Genomic DNA, 20,828 nt, shown 5'->3' on the forward strand with positions numbered 1-20,828 from the left:
AGTCATGGAGCCGCAGCGAAAGCGAGTCTGAATAGGGCGCAGAGTCAGAGGGGGTAGACGCGAAACTTTGTGATCTACCCATGAGCAGGTTGAAGGTTGGGTAACACCAACTGGAGGACCGAACCAGTTTCCGTTGAAAAGGATTTGGATGACTTGTGGGTAGGGGTGAAAGGCCAATCAAACTGAGAAATAGCTCGTACTCCCCGAAATGTATTTAGGTACAGCGTCGAGGTGGAGTCAGCGGGAGGTAGAGCTACCGATAGGACTAGGGGGTGTCACAGCCTACCGAATCCTGACGAACTCCGAATGCCCGTTGATATACTCGGCAGTGAGGCTTGGGGTGCTAAGGTCCCAGGCCGAGAGGGAAAGAACCCAGACCATCCGCTAAGGTCCCTAAATTCGGACTAAGTTGAACAAAGGAGGTCCACTTGCTTTGACAGCCAGGAGGTTGGCTTGGAAGCAGCCATTCCTTTAAAGAGTGCGTAACAGCTCACTGGTCGAGCGAGAGGGCATCGATAATACACGGGCATCAAGTCCGGTACCGAAGCGATGGATTTGCCTTATGGGCAAGTGGTAGGGGAGCATTCTCATCAGCGGTGAAGGTGCGTCGTCAGGCGAGCTGGAGCGGTGAGAAAAGCAAATGTAGGCATGAGTAACGATAAGGCGGGTGAGAAACCCGCCCCCCGATAGACTAAGGTTTCCTGCTCAACGCTAATCGGAGCAGGGTTAGTCGGGACCTAAGGCTACGCCGAGAGGCTACGTCGATGGACAGCTGGTTGATATTCCAGCACCTAGTATTTGGAGTGATGCAGTGACGCAGAAGTGAAAGCACCGCGGGCGGACGGAAGTGCCCGTTAAAGCGTGTAGGTATAGCTAGAGTAGTTAAGTACGCTCTGGTTGCTGAAACGTGATAGTACCTAGCGGCCTCGGCCAATGGGATAGTGTGCCTAATCAGACTGCCAAGAAAACCTGCTAAGCGTTTACTGAATGCTAGCCCGTACCGCAAACCGACACAGGTAGTCAAGGAGAGTATCCTGAGGGGCTCGAGTGAATCATGGCCAAGGAACTCGGCAAAATGGTCCTGTAACTTCGGGAGAAGGGACGCTTCCTTGCAGCAATGCAAGAAGCCGCAGTGAAAAGGCCCAGGCGACTGTTTAACAAAAACACATGGCTTTGCGAACGCGTAAGCGGAAGTATAAGGCCTGACACCTGCCCGGTGCCGGAAGGTTAAGAGGGGAACTTAGCGCAAGCGAAGGTTTGAATCGAAGCCCCGGTAAACGGCGGCCGTAACTATAACGGTCCTAAGGTAGCGAAATTCCTTGTCGGGTAAGTTCCGACCTGCACGAATGGTGTAACGATCTGGGCGCTGTCTCAGCCATGAGCTCGGTGAAATTGTAGTCTCGGTGAAGATGCCGAGTACCCGCCACGGGACGGAAAGACCCCGTGCACCTTTACTATAGGTTGACATTGATGCTGGACAACACATGTGTAGGATAGGTGGGAGACTGTGAGCCCGGGCCGCCAGGTCTGGGGGAGTCAACGTTGAAATACCACCCTTGTGTTGTTTGGCACCTAATCTGGAAAACGGAGACAGTGTCTGCTGGGTAGTTTGACTGGGGTGGTCGCCTCCAAAAAAGTATCGGAGGCTTTCAAAGGTCTGCTCAATCCGCTTGGTAACCGGATGTAGAGCGCAATAGCAGAAGCAGGCTTGACTGTGAGGCCTACAAGCCGAGCAGGGTCGAAAGACGGATATAGTGATCCGGTGGTTCCGCATGGAAGGGCCATCGCTCAAAGGATAAAAGGTACGCCGGGGATAACAGGCTGATCTCCCCCAAGAGCTCATATCGACGGGGAGGTTTGGCACCTCGATGTCGGCTCGTCACGTCCTGGGGCTGGAGAAGGTCCCAAGGGTTCGGCTGTTCGCCGATTAAAGTGGCACGCGAGCTGGGTTCAGAACGTCGTGAGACAGTTCGGTCCCTATCTGTGGTGGGCGTGGGAAATTTGACAGGACCTGACTTTAGTACGAGAGGACCGAGTTGGACCAGCCGCTCGTGCACCGGTTGTGACGCCAGTTGCAGCGCCGGGTAGCGACGCTGGGATGAGATAAGCGCTGAAAGCATCTAAGTGCGAAACTCACCTGAAGATGAGATTTCCGATTATAAGAGCCGTTCGAGACGAGGACGTTGATAGGCCCCAGGTGTAGAGCGCGGAATCGCACAGCCGAGGGGTACTAAGGGCTCGAACACTTCTGCAGGATACAGCTCACTACCGCTGCTTTGTTTGTCTCGCCCTCTATGTTGAATATGACAGCCGTGTTCAGGTAACTGAACAGTGTGCTGCGCTGCTAATGGTGGCTTTAGCCCGGGTGTTCACCTCTTTCCATTCCGAACAGAGTCGTTAAGCCCCGGAGCGCCTATGGTACTGCCTTCACCGGTGGGAGAGTCGGTCGCCGCCAACCTTTTAGCACACGCGAGCCCCGCGCATTGCTGGTCCCCCTCGGGCCCCGCAACTGCTGCGGGGCTCGCTGCGTTTACCCCCCCCCTGCCGCACCCCAACACCCCGAATATGGTAGGAATAGGTTTGTGGCCATGATAAGGCGGATGCCGTAGTCGGCTTGAGATCAGACCACTGACTCAAGTGGTCTGACAGGAGCTTAAGGGCCGTATAGTATTTGACAGAGGCTCCTTACATAGAGTTTCTGACAAAACCAGATGCCAGCATCTTAAGAGATGCTTCAGCCACGTAATGCAGCGTTGTGTTGAAGCTTTATTAGAAGCATTTAACAAGAAGCCCGCGCAGTACAGACTGCGCGGGCTTCTTGTTAAGTGGGGTGCCTCTATCTGGTTAGTTAGCCGGGCCAGCAATTACCTGAGTCATCACCGTTGGTGTTAAGTATTGCTGCGCTAGGCGACGGAGTGTTTCGGCATCGACATGCTGAATATTGGTTAAGAAGTCGGTATAGTAGGTTGGGGTGAGGTTGAGAAAAAGTAAATTTTTGTATTTGTCGCATTGCTCAAATACAGTGCTCAGTTCATTGGCAAACTTTCCAGCCATATAGTTCTTGACGGTTCGCAGTTCGGCTTCGGGGATGAGCTCTTGCTGTAGCCGGTACAACTCATGGTGTATTTCTTGAATGGCTGCCTCTGCACTAGCGCCGTTCACATCAGACCCAATAACAAAGCTGGTGGCGTGCTCACGCGGGCCGATGCTGGCGTAGATACCGTACGTGAGACCTTTGTCTTCCCGGATATTTTTCATCAGCCGGGAGCCAAAATATCCACCTAGCACTTTCACTAGTACCTGAAGGTGGTGGGCGTGCTCATCCGTCAGAGGGGGCCAGAGCCGGCCAATGCGAAGTGAGGCCTGCAGGCTGCCATCAACCGGTACGTAGGTGGTGCGCACTGCGGGTACAAGAGAGGGAGTATCCACTTCCAACGCTGGCAGCGTAAGTGGCGGCACGGCCCCGAAGAATTTCTGCAACAACTCTTCATCAGCTACATTGATATCACCGCAGAGGAATAGTTCAGCACTGCTGAGCTGGTAGGCCAACTGGTGGAAATTCTGCAGCTGTAGGGAAGTTATTTGCTGGAATGTCTCTTCGTTGAACTTCTGCCCATACGGGTGATGCGCACCAAATACATCCGCCGAGAACTGTTCAGCAGCCAAGTAGCTTGTTTTCTGCCGCTCTACGCGCACGTTCTGAATGGTGCGGGTTTTGAGCTGGGACAGCTCGGCTTCGGGAAAGGTAGGTTCGGTGAGCACATCCATAACCAGTGGCAGCAGACTGGCCAGATGCCGGGTCAGGCAATAGAGCGTGAGCGTAGCCCGATCAAAGCCCTGTTCACATTCCAACGAGGCCCCGTAGAAGGCTACCTCATCGGCAATCTGGCGGGCGGTGCGGTTACGGGTGCCTTCCAGCAGCATACGGGCAGTAAGTAGAGAAATACCGGAGGCTGGCTCAGCCCATTTTCCAGCTTTCACTACTACCTGTAGCCGAACGACCGGCTGGGCGTTGTTGCGAAGAACATGCAGGCGGGCTCCATTCGGGAGCAAAAACACGTCAGCCGCGGGCAGCGTAACGCTGGCCAGCGGCTGAACGGGAGGAGCGACTGTGCGGTCGAGCATCAATAAGGAGGAGTTAATTGGTCGGGCTGTCGGAGCCACCAAAGGCTTCGCTAAGCTCGTTGAAGTTAAAGTGCAGTGATACGCGTAATGTTTGCGCGAGAGGATTGGCTTTGGAGTTGGGCACCAGATAGGTGCCATCGATACCGAACACCTGATATCGTACGCCAGCCCCAAAGCTCAGGTATTGCCGGTCACCCTTCATCGGGTTTTCGTAGAAATAGCCCGCGCGAACCATCAGCAGGTCGTTGTAGGAATACTCAACACCCGCGGAAAGGTTGATTTCCTTCAACTCTTCCTTAAAGCCCCCGGGGGCGTCGCTGAAGGAGCTGGTGATGCCGCGCACGATGCCGTAGCCTGCGCGCCTCTCGTTTTCCTCTACCACCGCAGGCCGCGTGCGGTCATCGGTGGGGTCGTTTTTATCATAGTATGGCGACGGTACAAGCAGCTTATTAGCGTCCACCGTCAGGGTGAGCTTATTGTAGGCGTCCAACTCTTTGGTAATAGCCGTGCCCAGCTTCAGGTTAGTGGGTAAAAAGTCAGCCTGGTTAGGATCAGTATAGGTAATCTTGTTGCCGATATTGGACACGGCTGCGCCGAAGGCCAAGCCGTAGTCACCAGCACCAATGCTCAAGTCAGTATTATAGTAGGCGCCAAGGTCAACGGCAATGGCGTTGGCCGGATTAGAATCGACGTTGGCGGCCCCGCCGGTAAGATTGGAGCGAATGTAGCGGGCGTTGATGCCTACCCCGAATTTGTCGCTGAGCTTCTGGCCGTAACCAATAGTCAGAGCGTATTCCTTGGGGTTGAAAGTGCCGTTAGGCGCGTTGTTCGCATCACGGTAATCAATCTGACCCAAATCAAAGTACATCAGGTTGGCCGACAAGGTAGCCCGCTCTCCGATTTTGCTGGTGCCGCTGAGGTATGCCAAGCCCATGTCGTTGGAAATGCTGGCCAGCCAGGGCGTGTACGATACGGCCGCGCTGTGCTGGTAGCGCACGAAGCCCAGCTTGCCGGGGTTGTAATAGCCGGCATTGGCGTCGGGGCTAATGGCTACACCGGCCTCGCCCAATGCCGAGGAGCGACCATCGGGGCTGATCGTGAGAATGGGCACGGCGGTGGTAATGGCATTGACCCGGCTCTGAGCATGAGTGGCAGTAGCTGCGAGACCAAGCAGGCCAGGTAGCAGAACAGAGCGCAAGGACAGTTTCGGCAGTGTCATAGACGGGAAAAAGGGTTGGAGGCGGAAGGTAGGCGAAAAGCTGCAGTTAATTCAGCAGCACTAGTTTTTCGTATTTGGAGGTAGTGGATGTGGCCCCGCCGTTGAGGGAGAGAGTGCGTACGCTCACGCGGTACACGTACACGCCCCGGGCCAGCTGGTCCTGGTATTCGTCGCGGCCGTCCCAGCTGATGGCGGACACGTGCGAGCCGCTACCGAGGGCCGTAGCCTGCAGGGTGCGTACCAGCTTACCAGAAACGGTAAAAATCTGCACTTGGATGTCGAGGTCTTCGCCCTGGCGGTTATGGTCGAAATGAAAGGTGGTATTCCGGGCGAATGGGTTGGGGTAATTCAGTACGTGCTGCAAGGCCAGTTTCTCGGTGGGAGCGGCCACAAACTCAATGGTGTGCTCCGCCGAATTGTTCCACGTATCCCAAGCCTTCACGCGCAGCTCGTGGGGGCCGGCGGTCAGGTCCTTGAACTTATACTCCACGCGGCCCACCTGAAAGCTGTCGGTTTTGGCCGTGTAGAAAGAGTTCAGGATGGTGACCTTGCTGGCATCCCCATCAAGGGTGGCCGTCAGGTCGTGGCCGATGCCGGTACCGGCGGTATTGATGCCGCTTTCGTCGCGCAGGGTGCCCAGCAGCGTGGTAGTCAGGCCCGTCATTCCCCCAAATACAAACTGCTCATTATCCATAAACAGCCGGATGCGGGGCGGAATGGTGTCGCGGAAGGCGAGGGGGGAAGCGTCGCCCACACCCACCAGCTGCTGCCCGTGGGCGTCGGTGCGGGTGGTGTTGTCAGCGGCGTAAAGGCTGATTTTGCCCAGCCCCACGTTGTAGTTGATGTCCTTGGGTACTACAAACTGCACCTTAAACTGCCCGTTACGCACGGTAGCCGGGCCATCGTACAGCACGTTTTCCCGGAGCGTTACCGGCACCGGATCCGATTCGTTGCCCAGCGTGCGGGTGGTAATTTTCTTCTCAAACACCTGCACGTTGGCCGTGCCGTTGAATGTGGTATTCACCCGGCCCGCCCGGCGAATTTCCCCGCGCAACTCCACCTGCTGCAAGGCCTTCAGCGTATCGGTTTGGGTGGCCGCTTTGCCATTAATGGCTGTTACCGCGGCTTCCTGCTCCGGGTACGCCAGCCGCATGGACGGGTCGCCGAGCAGGGCGTAGTTGCGGTTGTTGTCGCCGGCCACGGCAATATTTTTGGCCATGCGGCAGATGTCGCCGATGCGGGGCATGGAACCGTCGGCGCGGGGCTTGAACAGGTCGTTGAAGAACTCGATGGCCAGGGCCTGGTTTTTATCGGCGTACACCACGCGGGTGGTGGTCAGCAAGCCAATAGCCCCGCCGCTGATGTCCGTCAGGGCAATTTCCCCGGCTGAGGTAAACTCGGGGTTATCATAGGTGCTGAAGTCGCAGGTGCCCGTGAACAGAAAAGGCAGCGAAGTCGAATTCTGCAACCGTAAAATAGAGGTGTTGGTCAGAATAGACTCATCGGCCCACTTGGCGGGGCCACCATGCCCGATGTAATTAATGAGTAGGGAGCCTTTTTCGAAGGCCTCATCCACGGCTTTTTCTGCGGCGGGCGAACTGGCACCGGAAGCAACAATGGTTTGCGGAAACAGGTCGAGGTACTGCTTGTACACGTTGTAGCTGCGGGCCGTGCGTAGGGTATCCAGCGGATTAGCCAGCTGGTCGCTGTAATACGTGAACAGGTTGCCGTCGCCATCATCGGCCACGAACGAAAGGCGGTTGCGCCACTTCCCGAAGCCGGCTACAGCATCGTAGCCAATGAGCTTATCCACGGTGTTCAGGGCCATGGCGGCGGTGCGCACCGGCAGGCGACCCACGGCCACATCCATCAGCTCGGAGCTGGTGTTGGGCAGCCACGCACCCTCGTTATCATCGAGCAGGCCATAGTAGTCGTCGGAGGAATACGTAAGACCCAGGCTACTCGGGCGGGTACCCATCACTAGGTCAAAGCCTTCCACCGACTCATATACCGGCACGAAGTTCTGGTTGATTTTATCGGCGTTACGGGGGAACCGGTCCTTCCACCAGGCGGGCAGCTGGGTGAGGTCATTGGTCGGGTCGGCCTTATAATCGTAGGAGGCGTCGCCGAACAGCAGCAGATACTGGCGTCGGCCGGCGGTGTTCCGGTCATACACCATCTTCATCAAGTCGCGGATGGCGGACACATCCTGCCCGCCCGAGCCGAACTCATTGTACACCTGGGAGGTGGTTACTACCTGCACCGTCAGCCCATCGTGGGCGGCCCGGTGGGCTGCCAGCTTGTTGGCAGCGGCCAGAAAAGCGGGATGCGTGAGAATTACCAGCTCCAGCTTCCCATCCAGGTTGAGGGCGTGCAGATTCTGGTTGGGCACCCGGCCGAAGCCCCGGGGGGCCAGGAAGCTGTTGCCCGCAAACGCCACGTACTCGCGCACCGAGTCGGTACGAGCCAGGAAGGTGCCGGCCGCGTGCTGCACCAGGGTCGGGCGGCGCGGGTTGGTAACGTCCCAGATGGTCGTGCCGGCCGCTGCGTTGCCCAGTTCAAACTGACTAACCGCGCCGGGAGCCACGTTGCTTAATGAGCGGAATTCCAGCTGACTACCACTAAAACGAAGCTGCCGCAAAGCATTCAACTCCAGATAATCCAGGAAGCCCGTAGAAGCCGGGTCGGAGCCGGGAGTGTACGTCAGGCTGACTTTGACATCAGTTGGCGCGGTAGCCGGGACCGGGTAGGTAAGCTCCGACAGATTGGTATTGGCTTTCTCGGGGTAGCAACCGAAGCCGCCGGTACAGGAAAAGCCGGGCACTACCTGCGTGGCGGTGCCCTGGCCGTTGATGCTGGTTTGGAACGTAGTGGCGTTGGGGGAGGCCGCCACTACTGAGGAAGTAACGCGGGCCAACGAACCGGGCACCAGATCGGCCACCGGAAACGAAAAATCCCGCTGGAGGCCGGCGGTCGTGGAGAACTGCTCTCCCACCCATACCCGGCCCGACTTAGCAACGTTCAGCAATTCCCGCTCATAGAACTGCCGCTCAGCAAACGTGGTAATCCGGGCCGAAGCCGCGCCACTCACGGTGGCGGCGGGCACTACGCGGCGGCCGGGGCCTGTACCCACGGTTACAAAGTAGTAGGCCGTGTCGGCGTACGGGTTCTGCTGGTGGCGAAAAAAAGCCGACTGGCCTTCCCGGGCCCAGGTGTGCGGGCCCCGGGCATAAAACAGGAAATACTCGTTCTCGTCGAAGGTGGGGTTGGCGTCGCCGACGAACTGGATGGAATTTTCCACCAAATCATCGGGGCGGTAGGCACTGTTGGCCTGGGGCAGGGTCCCCATGGCATTGCCGTATAGCCGCAGGCGGCTGGGGTCGAGACTCTGCACATTCAGGCCCAGGCTGCTGAGAACAGCCCGGTCAAGCTTATAAATTCCGCTGCTGGCCACGCCCAGCTTAAACCACTCGCCTTGGCTAAGGACGGAGGCGCGGGCGTAGCTGCGGCTGGCCGTGCTTCGGAAAGCAGTCGGCAAATAGGCGTAGCTAAAGGAAACCAGCTTCTCGGGCTGACCGGTCTGGGGGTTGCGACGCAGAGGACGGAGGGAGAGTAGCGTGACAGGCTGCCGATTTTCCTGGCCGGTAATCAGCTCCACAGCCGGCGTGGTCGGCAGGGCCGCCAGGTCCAGCTGCCGGGCTTCGGCGGTGGGCACAGCCTCGTACACGGCATCCTGCAACTGGCCCTCGGCGGCGGCGCTGGGTAGCCGCATCTGGAAGGTACCCACCTGTTGCCCGGTGCGGAAAGAGGCCCCGCGGAACGACGGTACCCGGCGCTGCTGACCCCGGATGGCTACCGGCTCAGTGCCCGTCCAGGTGATGCGCGCCCGAACCACCTGCGTTGACTGTGCCTGCGCGCCTAAACCGGCCACACTGAGTGCCCATAGCGCAAGTAACCGGAACGTAGAAAAACGCATACGCAATACAGCAACGGAAAAACAACAGGTCAGAGGCGTAACAGACAGCTACGCCGCACAGTTCAGCCCTTGGTATGTAACTGCCAAAACCAGGGATTATTGCTGCCTGCAGCACAAAAAAACACCGGTTCGGCAGCCAGGGCCAGCCCGCATGGGTTAGGACTTAATAATCGGCTTGGCCGGGTTCAGCACCGAAAGCAGCACGTACAGCAGAATAATTACCGGAATGGCCGCCGCCCACAGCCCCAGTAGCAGGCCCAGGCTCAGCAACAGGAAGATAAACCGCACCTGATTATCCTGCCAGCGAAAAGATTTGAATTTCAGTGCGAACAGTGGCAGCTCGGCCACCAATAGCCCCGACAACCCCAGCGTGAGTGCCAGCAGCACCCAGGGAGTGAGAATAAAAGGGCTGAGGGCAAACCGGTCGTTGGCCAGAATCAGGGGTAGAGAAGCTACCACCAGCGTGCAGGCTGGGGTAGGTAACCCAATAAACGACTCCGACTGGCGGGTATCGTTGTTGAACTTTGCCAGGCGCAGGGCTGAGAATACCGTTACGATAAAGCCAGCATAAGGTAGCCAGGTGGGCAGGTCGGCACCGCTTTGCGTGAGCAGGGCGTACAGGAAAGCGCCTGGCACTACCCCAAACGATACTACGTCGGCCAGGGAGTCCAAGTCCTTGCCGATGGGAGAGGACACGTGCAGGGCCCGGGCCAGCAGCCCATCGAAAAAATCAAATACGGCGGACAGTACTACAAAGTAGGCCCCCAGCTCCAGGTTGCCGGCGAAAATCTGACACAGCGCCACGCAGCCTGAAAACAGGTTCAGGCAGGTAACAGCATTCGGAAGATGTTTTTTCAAGGATAGAAGCGTTAACGGCTCAGATTAAGAAGAAAACCCGGCGGCGGGATATGGCGGCAGCCTGGGGCGTTACTGCAGAAACGGGTTGCTGCGCCGCTCCTCGCCTACGGTAGTGGCCGGGCCGTGGCCGGGATACACCACCGTTTCGTCGGGTAGAGTAAATAGCGCCGTCCGGATGCTGCGGATGAGCGTGGCGTAGTCGCCGCCGGGCAGGTCGGTGCGGCCGATGCTGCCCCGGAACAGCACGTCGCCCCCGATGACTACCCCGGAGGGCGCGTGGTAGAACACCACGTGGCCAGGAGCGTGGCCGGGGGCAAACCGCACTTCCAGCTCCGTTTCGCCGAACCGCACCGGTTCTCCGGCCGTCAGAAAGCCCGTGGGCTCAGCCGGCGTGTAGTGTGGAAAGCCGTAGCTGGGCGCGTAGGCCGGTACCGAGCGGAGCGTGCTCAAATCAGCCTCATGAATCAGAAAAGGCACTTGATAAGTATCCAGCACAAACTGATTGCCAAATACGTGGTCGATGTGGCAGTGCGTGTTCAGCAGTAGCACTACCTGCAGCCCTTGGTCGGTAATGAACTGCCGCAGGGCCTGCTGCTCGGCTTTCTCGTAGCAACCGGGGTCTACCACCACGCACTGCCCGGTGGCATCGTGCAGCAGGTAGGTGTTTTCAGAAAAGGCGTTGAAGGTAAATCCGGAAACCGTCATAAAAAGAAAGAAACGAAGAACGGGCACCGCCCGCCCGCAATTGCGTGGGTAAGTTACGCAACACTACCGACGTGGGGCCGCCCCGGTTCCGACAGCGGCGGCCACCGCCCGCGAGGCCGCTACCATGCGTGCCACCAAATCCCTACCTTGCCTCCCATGATGCGCGTTGATTACATTCTGGTGGGCTACGGAATTGCGGGAGCCGCGCTGGCGGCCGAGCTACGGGCGCGCCACCGGCAGGTGCTGGTGCTGGATGCGCCCCAGCCCGATTCGGCCTCCCGGGTAGCGGCCGGCCTCATGAATCCGGTGGCTGGTAAGCGGTTTGCTCTGGCCTGGCGGGCTGAGGAGTTGCTGGCGGCGGCTATACCCTTCTACCGGGCGCAAGAGGAGCGGCTGCGGGTGCCCATTCTGCAAGAGCTGCCCATTCTGAAGCTGTTCTCTTCGGTGCAGGAGCAGAACTCCGTGCTGGCCCGCAGCGCCGACCAGCCCTGGCGGCCGTTTGTGCAGGAAGCCACCGGTGAGCTGCCGGTGCTGCCCGGCGTAGAACAGGAATTTGGCGGCCTCTGCATTCGGGGTGGGGGCTACGTGCTGGTGGAAGAGCTGCTGACCCGGCTTACCGCCCTGGGCCGGCAGGAAGGATGGCTCCGGCACGAAACTTTTGACTGGGGCCGGCTTGTTGCCGATGCATCCGGTGGCTTCCTCTATAACGGGCATGACGGGCAGATACACGCCCGCCACGTCATCAGCTGTGAGGGAGCAGCAGCCGTACACAATCCTTATTTTAACTGGTTGCCCCTCACCCCCAACCAGGGCGAGGTGCTGACGGTAGAATGTCCGGAGATGCCGGCAGGTGCCGTGCTCAACAAAGGCGCGTACGTGGTGCCGCTGGCTGGCGGGCAGCTGCGGGTAGGGGCCACCTACCGCTGGCCGCCCTTCGCAGCGGGTACCACGCCCGAAGCCCGCGCCGAGCTGGTGCAGCGCCTGCAGGCCATTACCCGCTTGCCCTTCCGTGTAACGGAGCAGCGTGCGGGCGTGCGGCCCGCCGTGCGCGACCGGAAACCGCTGCTGGGTACCCACCCGGAAACGCCGGGCGTACATATTTTCAACGGGTTCGGCTCAAAAGGAGTGATGATGGCTCCCCGGCTGGCCCAACTAATGGCCGACTGGCTGGAAAATGACGTAGAGCCCTGGCCCGAAGTCAATATCCGGCGTTATTTTTCGTTGTATCCGTCCGCGCCGGCGGCGGCTGATTCCTCCGTATTTCGCTCCTGACTTTCTGTATATGAGGCACGTGTCCTTTCTTTTCCGGCCCCGCGTGAGTGGGCCGGCTGGCCTGGCGGCTTTGCTGCTGAGCGGGTTGCTGGTGGGTGGTCGGGCGCAGGCCCAAACGGCGCAGGAGCCGTTCGGGCGGGTGCGCATTCAGTACAAGGAGTTTCAGTGGCAGCAGCTGAGCACCCAGAACTTCAACATCTACTACTACGCCGGGGGCGAAAGTAATGCCCGGCACGCGGCGGAATATGCCGAGAAAGAGCTGCAGCGTATTACCGGGCTCATTGGCTACTACCCCTATTCTAAAACCACCATCATGCTCTACAACTCCGTCGGCGACCTGCGGCAGAGCAACGTGGGGCTTTCGGCGGATAAGTACGAAACCGGTGGCGAAACCTCGCTGCTACGCCTGACCAAGGTGCAGATTGCCTTCCAGGGCCAACAGACCCGCTTCAAGCAGGATTTGAGCAACCGCATCACGCAGGTATTGCTCAACGACATGATGTACGGGGGCTCCCTGAAAGAAGTAATTCAGAGTACCTACCTGCTGCAGCTGCCCAACTGGTTTATCAGCGGAGCCTCGGCGTACGCCGCGCAGGGCTGGAGCGTGGAGATGGACAACTACATGCGCACCATGACCAAAGAGTACGAGGGCAACCGGACGGCTCCGTTCTTTTTGCGCAACCCGGAGTTGGCCGGCCAAAGCATGTGGAACTACATTGCAGAGCGCTACGGCTATACCAGCATTCAGAACATTCTGAATCTGACGCGCATCACCCGCGACGTGGAAGTGGGCATCAGTTCCTCGCTGAATGTGCCCTATAAAGTATTCCTGAAGGACTGGCTGGGCTACTACCGCCAGCTGAACGCCCAACCCCAGACGCCCTACCAGGAGTTTGCCGACAATACCAGCGTAACCAGCCGCAACCGCCGGGCAGTGGTGTACAGCCAGCCGGTACTGAGCCCCAACGGGCAGCACCTGGCTTTTGTGCAGAACGACCAGGGCCGCTACCGGGTGCTGGTAATGGATAAGAATGGAAAAGACCGCACCAAAATTCACCGGGGCGGCTACAAAACCCCCGACCAGCAGGTGGAAACCCGCCTGCCGGTGCTGGCGTGGCGCGGCAACGGGCAGGTGGCGGTGGTGGAGGAAAGCAAGGGCCAGCTGACTCTGCAGCTCCGGGAGGCTAACGGGGGCGTGCCCAACATGCTGGCCCGCCTGAAAAGCCTGCTGCCAACCTTCGGGCGAAGCAACTCCCTGTTCGGGCAGTTCTCGCAGGTGACGGATATCAGCTACTCGCCCGATGGCAAGTCGTTGGTATTTAGTGGGGTGCGCAACGGGCAGAACGATATCTACCTGCTGCGGGCCGGTACCCGCACACCCGAAAAGCTCACGAACGACGTGTTTGATGACGTGGAGCCAACCTTCCTGCCGGGCGGGGCGGGCATCGTGTTCAGCTCCAACCGCTGGCTGGATTCGGCCGGTACGGCCAAGGGCAGCTTCAGCGCCGTAGTCAATAATTTTGACCTGTATCTGTATCACCTGGACGGGCGGGCTCAGCCGATAGAAATGCTGGCCAACACCATTTCCAACGAAGGGCGGCCCCGGGCGCTGTCCGATTCGGAAGTGCTGTACGTGAGTGAGGAAAGCGGGGTCCGGAGCCTGTACCGCCTCCCGCTGGCCACCCGGCAGCAGCAGCCAGTAACCAGCTTCCTGGCTGACATCAAGGATTACGACTACAACGCAACCAGCGGAACCCTGGCCGTGGTGGGGACGGAAGACGGGCGCGAAAATGTGTACCTCTACCCCAGCTACCCGCTGCCCACTGACCTAAAACTGTACAAAACGGCCCGTCAGGAAACCCTGGAAGACCGCTCGAAGCCGGCTAAAGCGGCAGCACCCAACCGACCGGGACCTACCGTGGCCAATGCGGCCCAGCAGGAAGGCCAGCCCGCTGCCGCTCCGGCACCCGCTCCGGCCCGGCGGCCGGATACCCGCGCTGTGGATACCAACGAGTACCAGTTTGACGAGGACATCCCGGCTTCCCGGGCCACGCCTGCCACGCCCAAGCGGCGTCCAGCCACCGTAGTAGCCCTGCCCCAGGCTGCTCCTGCCGAAGCGGCTACTCTCAGCGGCCCCTACCGCTACGATACGCGCTTCAGCATCGATAATGTAGTGTCCACGCTCTACTCCGACCCCTTGCTGGGCCTGGGCCTGCTAGGGCAGGTGAACATGTCGGATATGATGGAAAATCACCGGATTCAGGCCGGTATCTTCGCTCTCACCGACCTGCGCACCAGCAATATATTTGCTGAGTACACGAACCTGAAACACCGCTACGACTGGAGCGTCCGGTACCAGAAGCAGGCTTACTTTGTGCAGGGCCAGCAGGCAAACCGGGTGCGTTACGGTCGCCATGAGATTTCGCCCACGCTGGCTTATCCGCTTACTCACAACCTGAGCGTGCGCCTGGGGCCCCGCTTCGTAACAGTAAGCCGTAAAGATTACGGTGACCTGACCAATTCCCAGGACCAGACCAACAACTACCTGGGCGGGGAGGGCGAACTGGTATTTGACAACTCCGTTTCGACGGGCGTGAACATGTTGCAGGGTACCCGCATGAAAGCCGGCATCACGCGCCTGAACGATATATCGGGCAATAACACCAGCTTCACCAAGATCTTCATTGATCTGCGCCACTACCAGAAAATACACCGGCAGCTGATCTGGGCCAACCGAGCCAGCTTCGGGCAGTATATCGGGGGCGGCACTGCCCAGCCGTTCTTCCGCCTGGGCGGCATGGATAACTGGCTGAATTACGACTACAACGACAGTCAGTTCATTACGGCTGATAAAGCCCCGGCAGTAGATCCTACTCAGCTGGACCCCACGCAGATGTTTTACCAGCAGTTTGTGACCAACCTGCGCGGTTTTGATTACAGCAAGCGGATCGGACAGAAATACGTGCTGTTCAACTCAGAGCTGCGCCTGCCTATCGTGCAGTACCTTTCCCGGCGGCCAATCGAGTCCGGCTTCTTTCGTAATCTGCAGCTGACGGCCTTCGGGGATATGGGTACCACGTATTCGGGGGCCAACCCGTTCAGCGTGAACAATTCCAACAACACCCGGCCCGTGTCGGAGGGGGCTTTCAACGTCACCGTCATCAACTTTACCAATCCTATGCTGTACGGCTACGGAGTGGGCATGCGCACCACCATGCTGGGCTTCTACGCGAAGGGCGACCTGGCCTGGGGCCGGGAGCAATACAGCACCAAAGGTCCTAAGCTGTATGTAACTCTGGGCTACGATTTCTAACTGTCCGACCCGCGTCAGACGTGCACTCAGCCGGTTTCCCTGCCAGGAAAACCGGCTGAATTGTTTCAGAACCATGAGTTGCAGACTATTCCGGTTGGGGTAGGGGCTAATCCGGGAGTTGGGTTGTATCTTTGCGGTCCTGTTTACCAGCCGTGTTGCCGTGACGCTTCTGAGCGAAATTTGGGTACTGATACAGAAGGACTTCCGCCTGGAGTGGCGGCAGCGTGCGGCCCTGAACGGGATGCTCCTGTACGTAAGCAGCACCGTATTCGTGTGTTACCTGAGCTTCTCCTCGCGCGGGGGGCAGCTGCCGGCCCCGGCCTGGAATGCCCTGTTCTGGATTGTACTGCTGTTTTCGGCCGTAAATGCCGTGGCCAAGGGCTTTCTGCAGGAAAGCCGGGGCCGGATGCTGTATTACTACACGCTGGTGCGGCCTCAGGCCGTTATTCTGGCCAAAATAGCCTATAACGCGCTGTTGCTGCTGGGGCTGGCGCTGGTGGCACTGCTGCTGTACTCGGTAGTACTGGGCAACCCGGTGCATAACGTGCCGCTGTTTGTGGGCAACGTGCTGCTGGGCGCGCTGGGCTTTGCCAGCACGCTCACGCTGGTATCGGGCATTGCGGCCAAAGCCACCAACAGCAGCACGCTGATGGCGGTGCTGGGCTTCCCGCTGATGGTGCCCATGCTGCTGCTGCTCATCAAAGTATCAAAAAACGCGCTGGATGGTTTAGAGTTTGAAGCCAGCCAAAGTGCGTTGCTGACCCTGGTAGCCCTGAACATGATTGTTGGGGCGGTATCCTACCTGTTGTTTCCTTTTCTATGGAGGAGCTAGAAGTCAGAAGCTGGAAGATAGGGGATGTATATCGACTCCTGACTCCCGGCTCTTAGCTCCTAGCTCCTAACTCCTAACTCCTCATGAAAAAAAACTGGTGGAAAGCCCTGAGTGTGGTGCTGCTGCTGTACGTGGCAGTGGCGGGCCTGCTTATGCCGGTGCCCCGACTGGCTATCCTGAACGAGAGTATCCGGAATCTGTACTTCCATGTGCCTATGTGGTTTGGGATGACATTCATCCTGTTGGCCTCGGTGTACTACTCGGTACGTTACCTGCGTACCCCCACGCCGGAATTGGATATTCAGGCCCACGAATCGGCCCGCACGGGTATTCTGATGGGGTTTGTGGGCTTGGCTACCGGCAGCATCTGGGCCAAGTACACCTGGGGCGAGTGGTGGACCAACGACCCCAAGCTGAACGGAGCGGCCATTGCCATGCTCATCTACGGGGCTTATCTGGTGCTGCGCTCCTCCTTCACCGATGAGCAGCAGCGGGCCCGGGTATCGGCCATCTACAACATTTTTGCCTTTGCTACGGCCATGCCGCTGTTTTACATTTTGCCCCGCCTGACGGATTCGTTGCACCCCGGGGCGGGCGGCAACCCGGCCTTCGCCAAATACGACCTTGATAGCAACATGCGGCTGGTATTCTACCCGGCCGTGATTGGCTGGACGCTGCTGGCGTTCTGGCTGGCCCAGCTGGCCAGTCGCGTTTCCCTGCTCAAACTCAAAGTATATGAAAAACAGCTTGCGTAAGCTTCGGCCCCTGCTGGCCCTGCTGGTGGCTCTGGTGCTGCCCGTACTGCGCGTAGCGGCCCAACCGGCTGACCAGCCCGAAATGGCCGATGCCCTGCGCCAAAACGGTAAAATTTACGTGGTGGTGGCCGTTATTGCCGTGGTATTAGGGGGCCTGCTGTTCTTCCTGATTTCGCTGGACCGGCGCTTGTCGCGCCTGGAAAAGGAGGTACAGGAATAATGCCATGTAACGCCGTCAATTCCTGCTGAAAGAACGGCACCTTTCCGGCGCATCTTGTTGTTCTAAATGACCTTTGGCCCTGAAACTTGGGCCGCCCGTTGCAGTACCGACATGAAAAAAGCACACATTTTCGTCATGGCCATTATTGCCATGGCAATCAGCATCATCGTGAGTACCGCCGGTGATGCCAGCGTGTACGTTTCTTTTAAAGAAGCCCGGGAACGGGCCGCTGATGGCAACCTCACCAAGGTGCACGTGGTAGGCCGCCTGCCCCGCGACGGGGCCCAAAACATTCTGGGCCTGGAATACAACCCCACCGTCGACCCCAACTATTTTGCTTTCACGCTGGTGGATACTAACCGGATTGCCCAGCGTGTGGTGTACTTCAACCCCAAGCCCCAGGATTTCGACAAGTCGGAGCAGGTGGTCATTACCGGAGCCATGCGCAACAACACCTTCGTAGCCGACAAGATTCTGCTGAAGTGCCCCTCCAAATACGTGGAGAAGGATATCAAAGGCGCTACGGCCTCGGTAAATTAGGCTGCGGCCTGCTTGCTCCAACTTCCCGTTTTTCTTCTGCGGCCTCCCCTCATGCGCAGTTCAAACATTTTCAGCAGAGAAGCATTGTAGGCTTAGCTGGTGATTTAACTGAAAATCAATGCTTAACACCCTTATCGGCGACGCGGGGCACCTGAGTGTCATAGTAGCGTTTGTGGCGGCCACGGTGGCAGCGTATTCCTATTACAAAGCCGGCCAGGGCCGCGCCCTCGGCGATACTGACGCCGGTTGGCTGCGGCTGGGCCGGGGTGCCTTTCTGGTGCACAGCCTGGCGGTAGTATCCGTTATTGCCTGCCTGTTCGGCATCATCCACGGCCACCGCTACGAGTACTACTACGCCTGGAGCCACAGCAGCAACCACCTGCCGGTGTACTACATGATTTCCTGCTTCTGGGAAGGGCAGGAGGGCAGTTTTCTGCTCTGGATTTTCTGGCATGTGTGCATTGGCCTGGTGCTGATGCGCTACGGCCGCCGCTGGGAAGCTCCGGTCATGGCCGTGTTTGCCGGCGTGCAGCTGTTCCTCACGTCCATGATTCTGGGCGTAGTGCTGGGCGACCTGAAAATTGGTTCCTCGCCGTTTATCCTGCTGCGCGACTTCATGCCTGACCTGCCGGTGTGGAAAACCAACCCCAACTTCGTACCCAAGGATGGTACCGGCCTGAACGCTTTGCTCCAGAACTACTGGATGGTGATTCACCCGCCTACCTTGTTCCTGGGTTTCGCCCTTACGCTGGTACCCTTTGCCTATGCCGTAGCCGGCCTCTGGAAGGGTGAGCTGACCAAGTGGACCAAGCCGGCGCTGCGCTGGTCGTTGTGGGGCGGCATGGTGCTGGGCGTGGGTATCGTAATGGGTGCGTACTGGGCCTACGAAACGCTGAACTTTGGTGGCTACTGGAACTGGGACCCGGTAGAAAACGCCGTGTACATTCCGTGGCTGGTGCTGGTAGCCTCCCTGCACGGGCTGGTGCTCTGGCAGCGTAGCCGCACGGCTTTGCGTACCAGCTTCGTGCTGGTTATTGCCACCTTCCTGTTGGTACTCTACGCTACGTTCCTTACCCGCTCAGGCGTGCTGGGCAATGCCTCCGTACACTCGTTTACCGACCTGGGCCTGTCGGGCCAGCTGATCATCTACCTGGGGGCCTTCGTGGTGCTGGCTATTGGGCTGCTGGTGTGGCGCTGGAAGCAGATTCCGGTGTCGGAAAAAGAGTTAACTACCTACAACGCCGAGCTGTGGGTGTTTGTGGGGGCTACGGTGCTATGCCTGGGCGCGTTTCAGGTACTGTTCACTACCAGCATTCCGGTGTACAACGCTTTCATGGGCTTCCTGGGCGTGAAAACCAATATTGCTCTGCCCGCCGACCAGATTGCCCACTACACCAAGTTCCAGCTGTGGATGGGCGTGGGTGTGGCCTTCTTTTCGGGCCTGGCCCAGCTGATGTGGTGGCAGAAAAACGACAAATCCAGTCTGTCCAACACGCTTACGGTTCCGGCCATCCTGTCCTTACTCATTGCGGCCCTCGTGATTCTGCTGGTGCAATATTTTGGTCACAAAATGAGCATTACGTACATCGTGCTGCTGACCACGGCCCTGTTTGGGGTGCTGGCCAACCTGAGCATGGTGTTTACGCTGGTAAAGCGCAAGGCCAGTCTTTCGGGCGGGGGGGTAGCCCACATGGGTATTGCCCTGATGCTGCTGGGTGTGCTGGCCTCGGCCGGTTACTCCAACATCATCAGCCAGAACGTATCGGGCCTGCTGTACTCCCGCGAGTTCGACCAGACTACCAACCAGGATAACGTGCTGCTGTGGCGCAACGACCCCGCCCCGATGGGCAAGTACGAGGTGCGCTATACCGGCCAGTTCTGGGACGTTCCCGGCGTGCCCGGTTACGTGGATAAGCAACTGCTCTACCGCACCGCCGACGAGTACAAGACCCTGGCCCGCGCCGACATCAAGCGCGGCGACAAAGTGTACTACAAAGCCGGCGACACGGTAGAAATTAACCCCGAAAACACTTACTACCGCGTCGAGTACAAGGATAAGAAGTCGGGCGACACGTTTACGCTGTATCCCCGGGCGCAGGTGAACGAGGAAATGGGCGGCCTGCTGGCCTCGCCCGATATCAAGAAGTTTGCTGACCACGACATTTACTCCCACATCAGCGCGGTGCCGCCGGTGGACCAGGAGAAAGACTGGAGTGAGGTAAAAGAGCACGTGCTGAGCGTGGGGGACACCATCTACCTCAACGACTACTTTGCCGTGTTCCGGGCCGTGGAGCCCGCCCACCAGACGGCCGGGCTGGGCCTACAGAAGGGCGACCTGGCCATTCAGGGCGACTTCCTGGTGTACGGGGAGAAGAAGCAGTACCACGTACACCCCGTGTTTGTAGTGCGCAACCGCATGATTGGCCGCGTGCCCGATGAGGTAGAAGACCTGGGCCTGCGTCTGAGCTTCCTGAACGTGGATACCCAGAAAGCCAAGTTCACCTTCGGCGTGAGCACCACCCAAAAGGACTACATCATCCTAAAGGCCGTGGAGAAACCCTTCATCAACCTGCTCTGGAGCGGTACGCTGCTCATGGCCCTGGGATTCGGCATGGCCCTCTACAAGCGTCGCCACGAAGCGGAAGGGGCGGAAGCTGCTCCGGCTGCGCCGCAGAAAGTGCAAAAAGCAAAGCCCCGGCAGGTAGCGTAAACTAGCGTTGCTGCAATACAAAAAAGCTCTGACGCCTGCGTTAGAGCTTTTTTTATGCGAGGCTATTGAGTCAGGGAGTTGTGAAAAGTAGCATACTGTCACGCGGAGGCGAAACCGAATTATCCCGCGCACTGACGTTGTAATGGTAATTCAGTGTCAGCGTACCGAATGCTTTGGCTACGCCTCCGGCTGATATATCTCTGCTTTCTGAACTGATATCTGGCTCCGACTGGTAGGGTCGTCAAACGGCGGGCATGACGAATGCTCAGCTACACTGCGGATGCAGGCTTTCATGTCGAATAC

12 protein-coding genes and 2 rRNA genes (1 of these 14 only partly in view) are annotated in these 20,828 nt (G+C 58.5%); 9 read left to right on the plus strand and 5 right to left on the minus strand.

Annotated features, from left to right (window positions below; all coding sequences use genetic code 11):
• Positions 1–2,254 (plus strand): 23S ribosomal RNA (locus tag ACN19L_RS14800) (it extends 653 nt beyond the left edge of the window).
• Positions 2,255–2,346: 92 nt separating this feature from the next.
• A 5S ribosomal RNA gene (rrf, locus tag ACN19L_RS14805) occupies positions 2,347–2,458 on the plus strand.
• A gap of 386 nt (positions 2,459–2,844) precedes the next feature.
• Here the strand turns inward: rrf and ACN19L_RS14810 are convergent.
• From ACN19L_RS14810 to ACN19L_RS14830, 5 genes are all read right to left on the minus strand, one after another.
• On the minus strand, positions 2,845–4,125 hold the full coding sequence (locus tag ACN19L_RS14810; protein ID WP_426490261.1) for a M16 family metallopeptidase: 1,281 nt from the start codon (positions 4,123–4,125) through the stop codon (positions 2,845–2,847).
• Between the two features lie 13 nt (positions 4,126–4,138).
• Complete coding sequence (gene porV, locus ACN19L_RS14815) at positions 4,139–5,344, minus strand: type IX secretion system outer membrane channel protein PorV (protein ID WP_426490262.1); 1,206 nt, start codon at positions 5,342–5,344, stop codon at positions 4,139–4,141.
• Positions 5,345–5,390: 46 nt separating this feature from the next.
• Entirely contained in the window at positions 5,391–9,320 is a 3,930-nt protein-coding gene (gene porU / locus ACN19L_RS14820) for a type IX secretion system sortase PorU (RefSeq protein ID WP_426490263.1), read from the minus strand.
• A 156-nt stretch (positions 9,321–9,476) separates the two neighbouring features.
• On the minus strand, positions 9,477–10,178 hold the full coding sequence (pssA, locus tag ACN19L_RS14825) for a CDP-diacylglycerol--serine O-phosphatidyltransferase (protein WP_426490264.1): 702 nt from the start codon (positions 10,176–10,178) through the stop codon (positions 9,477–9,479).
• Between the two features lie 69 nt (positions 10,179–10,247).
• Complete coding sequence (locus ACN19L_RS14830) at positions 10,248–10,883, minus strand: MBL fold metallo-hydrolase (RefSeq protein WP_426490265.1); 636 nt, start codon at positions 10,881–10,883, stop codon at positions 10,248–10,250.
• Between the two features lie 156 nt (positions 10,884–11,039).
• On the opposite strand from ACN19L_RS14830, the gene ACN19L_RS14835 reads away from it, so the two are divergent.
• From ACN19L_RS14835 to ccsA, 7 genes are all read left to right on the plus strand, one after another.
• On the plus strand, positions 11,040–12,155 hold the full coding sequence (locus ACN19L_RS14835) for an NAD(P)/FAD-dependent oxidoreductase (RefSeq protein ID WP_426490266.1): 1,116 nt from the start codon (positions 11,040–11,042) through the stop codon (positions 12,153–12,155).
• A 10-nt stretch (positions 12,156–12,165) separates the two neighbouring features.
• Entirely contained in the window at positions 12,166–15,468 is a 3,303-nt protein-coding gene (locus ACN19L_RS14840) for a hypothetical protein (protein ID WP_426490267.1), read from the plus strand.
• Between the two features lie 190 nt (positions 15,469–15,658).
• Positions 15,659–16,300 carry a heme exporter protein CcmB gene (locus ACN19L_RS14845; protein ID WP_426493591.1) on the plus strand — a complete coding sequence of 214 codons (642 nt, stop codon included), beginning with the start codon at positions 15,659–15,661 and terminating at the stop codon, positions 16,298–16,300.
• An 83-nt stretch (positions 16,301–16,383) separates the two neighbouring features.
• Entirely contained in the window at positions 16,384–17,055 is a 672-nt protein-coding gene (locus tag ACN19L_RS14850; protein ID WP_426490268.1) for a cytochrome c biogenesis protein, read from the plus strand.
• Positions 17,036–17,275 carry a CcmD family protein gene (locus tag ACN19L_RS14855; protein ID WP_426490269.1) on the plus strand — a complete coding sequence of 80 codons (240 nt, stop codon included), beginning with the start codon at positions 17,036–17,038 and terminating at the stop codon, positions 17,273–17,275. Before ACN19L_RS14850 ends, ACN19L_RS14855 begins: the two co-directional genes overlap by 20 nt.
• A gap of 111 nt (positions 17,276–17,386) precedes the next feature.
• A complete protein-coding gene (locus ACN19L_RS14860; RefSeq protein ID WP_426490270.1) occupies positions 17,387–17,815 on the plus strand; it encodes a cytochrome c maturation protein CcmE in 429 nt (142 codons plus the stop codon).
• A 118-nt stretch (positions 17,816–17,933) separates the two neighbouring features.
• The gene (gene ccsA / locus ACN19L_RS14865; RefSeq protein WP_426490271.1) at positions 17,934–20,525 is read left to right on the plus strand and encodes a cytochrome c biogenesis protein CcsA; all 2,592 of its coding nucleotides are present in this window, start codon (positions 17,934–17,936) and stop codon (positions 20,523–20,525) included.
• The last annotated feature ends 303 nt before the right edge of the window (positions 20,526–20,828 follow it).

Origin of the sequence: Hymenobacter sp. 102, assembly GCF_049949205.1 — a bacterium.
Taxonomy (GTDB): Bacteria; Bacteroidota; Bacteroidia; order Cytophagales; family Hymenobacteraceae; genus Hymenobacter.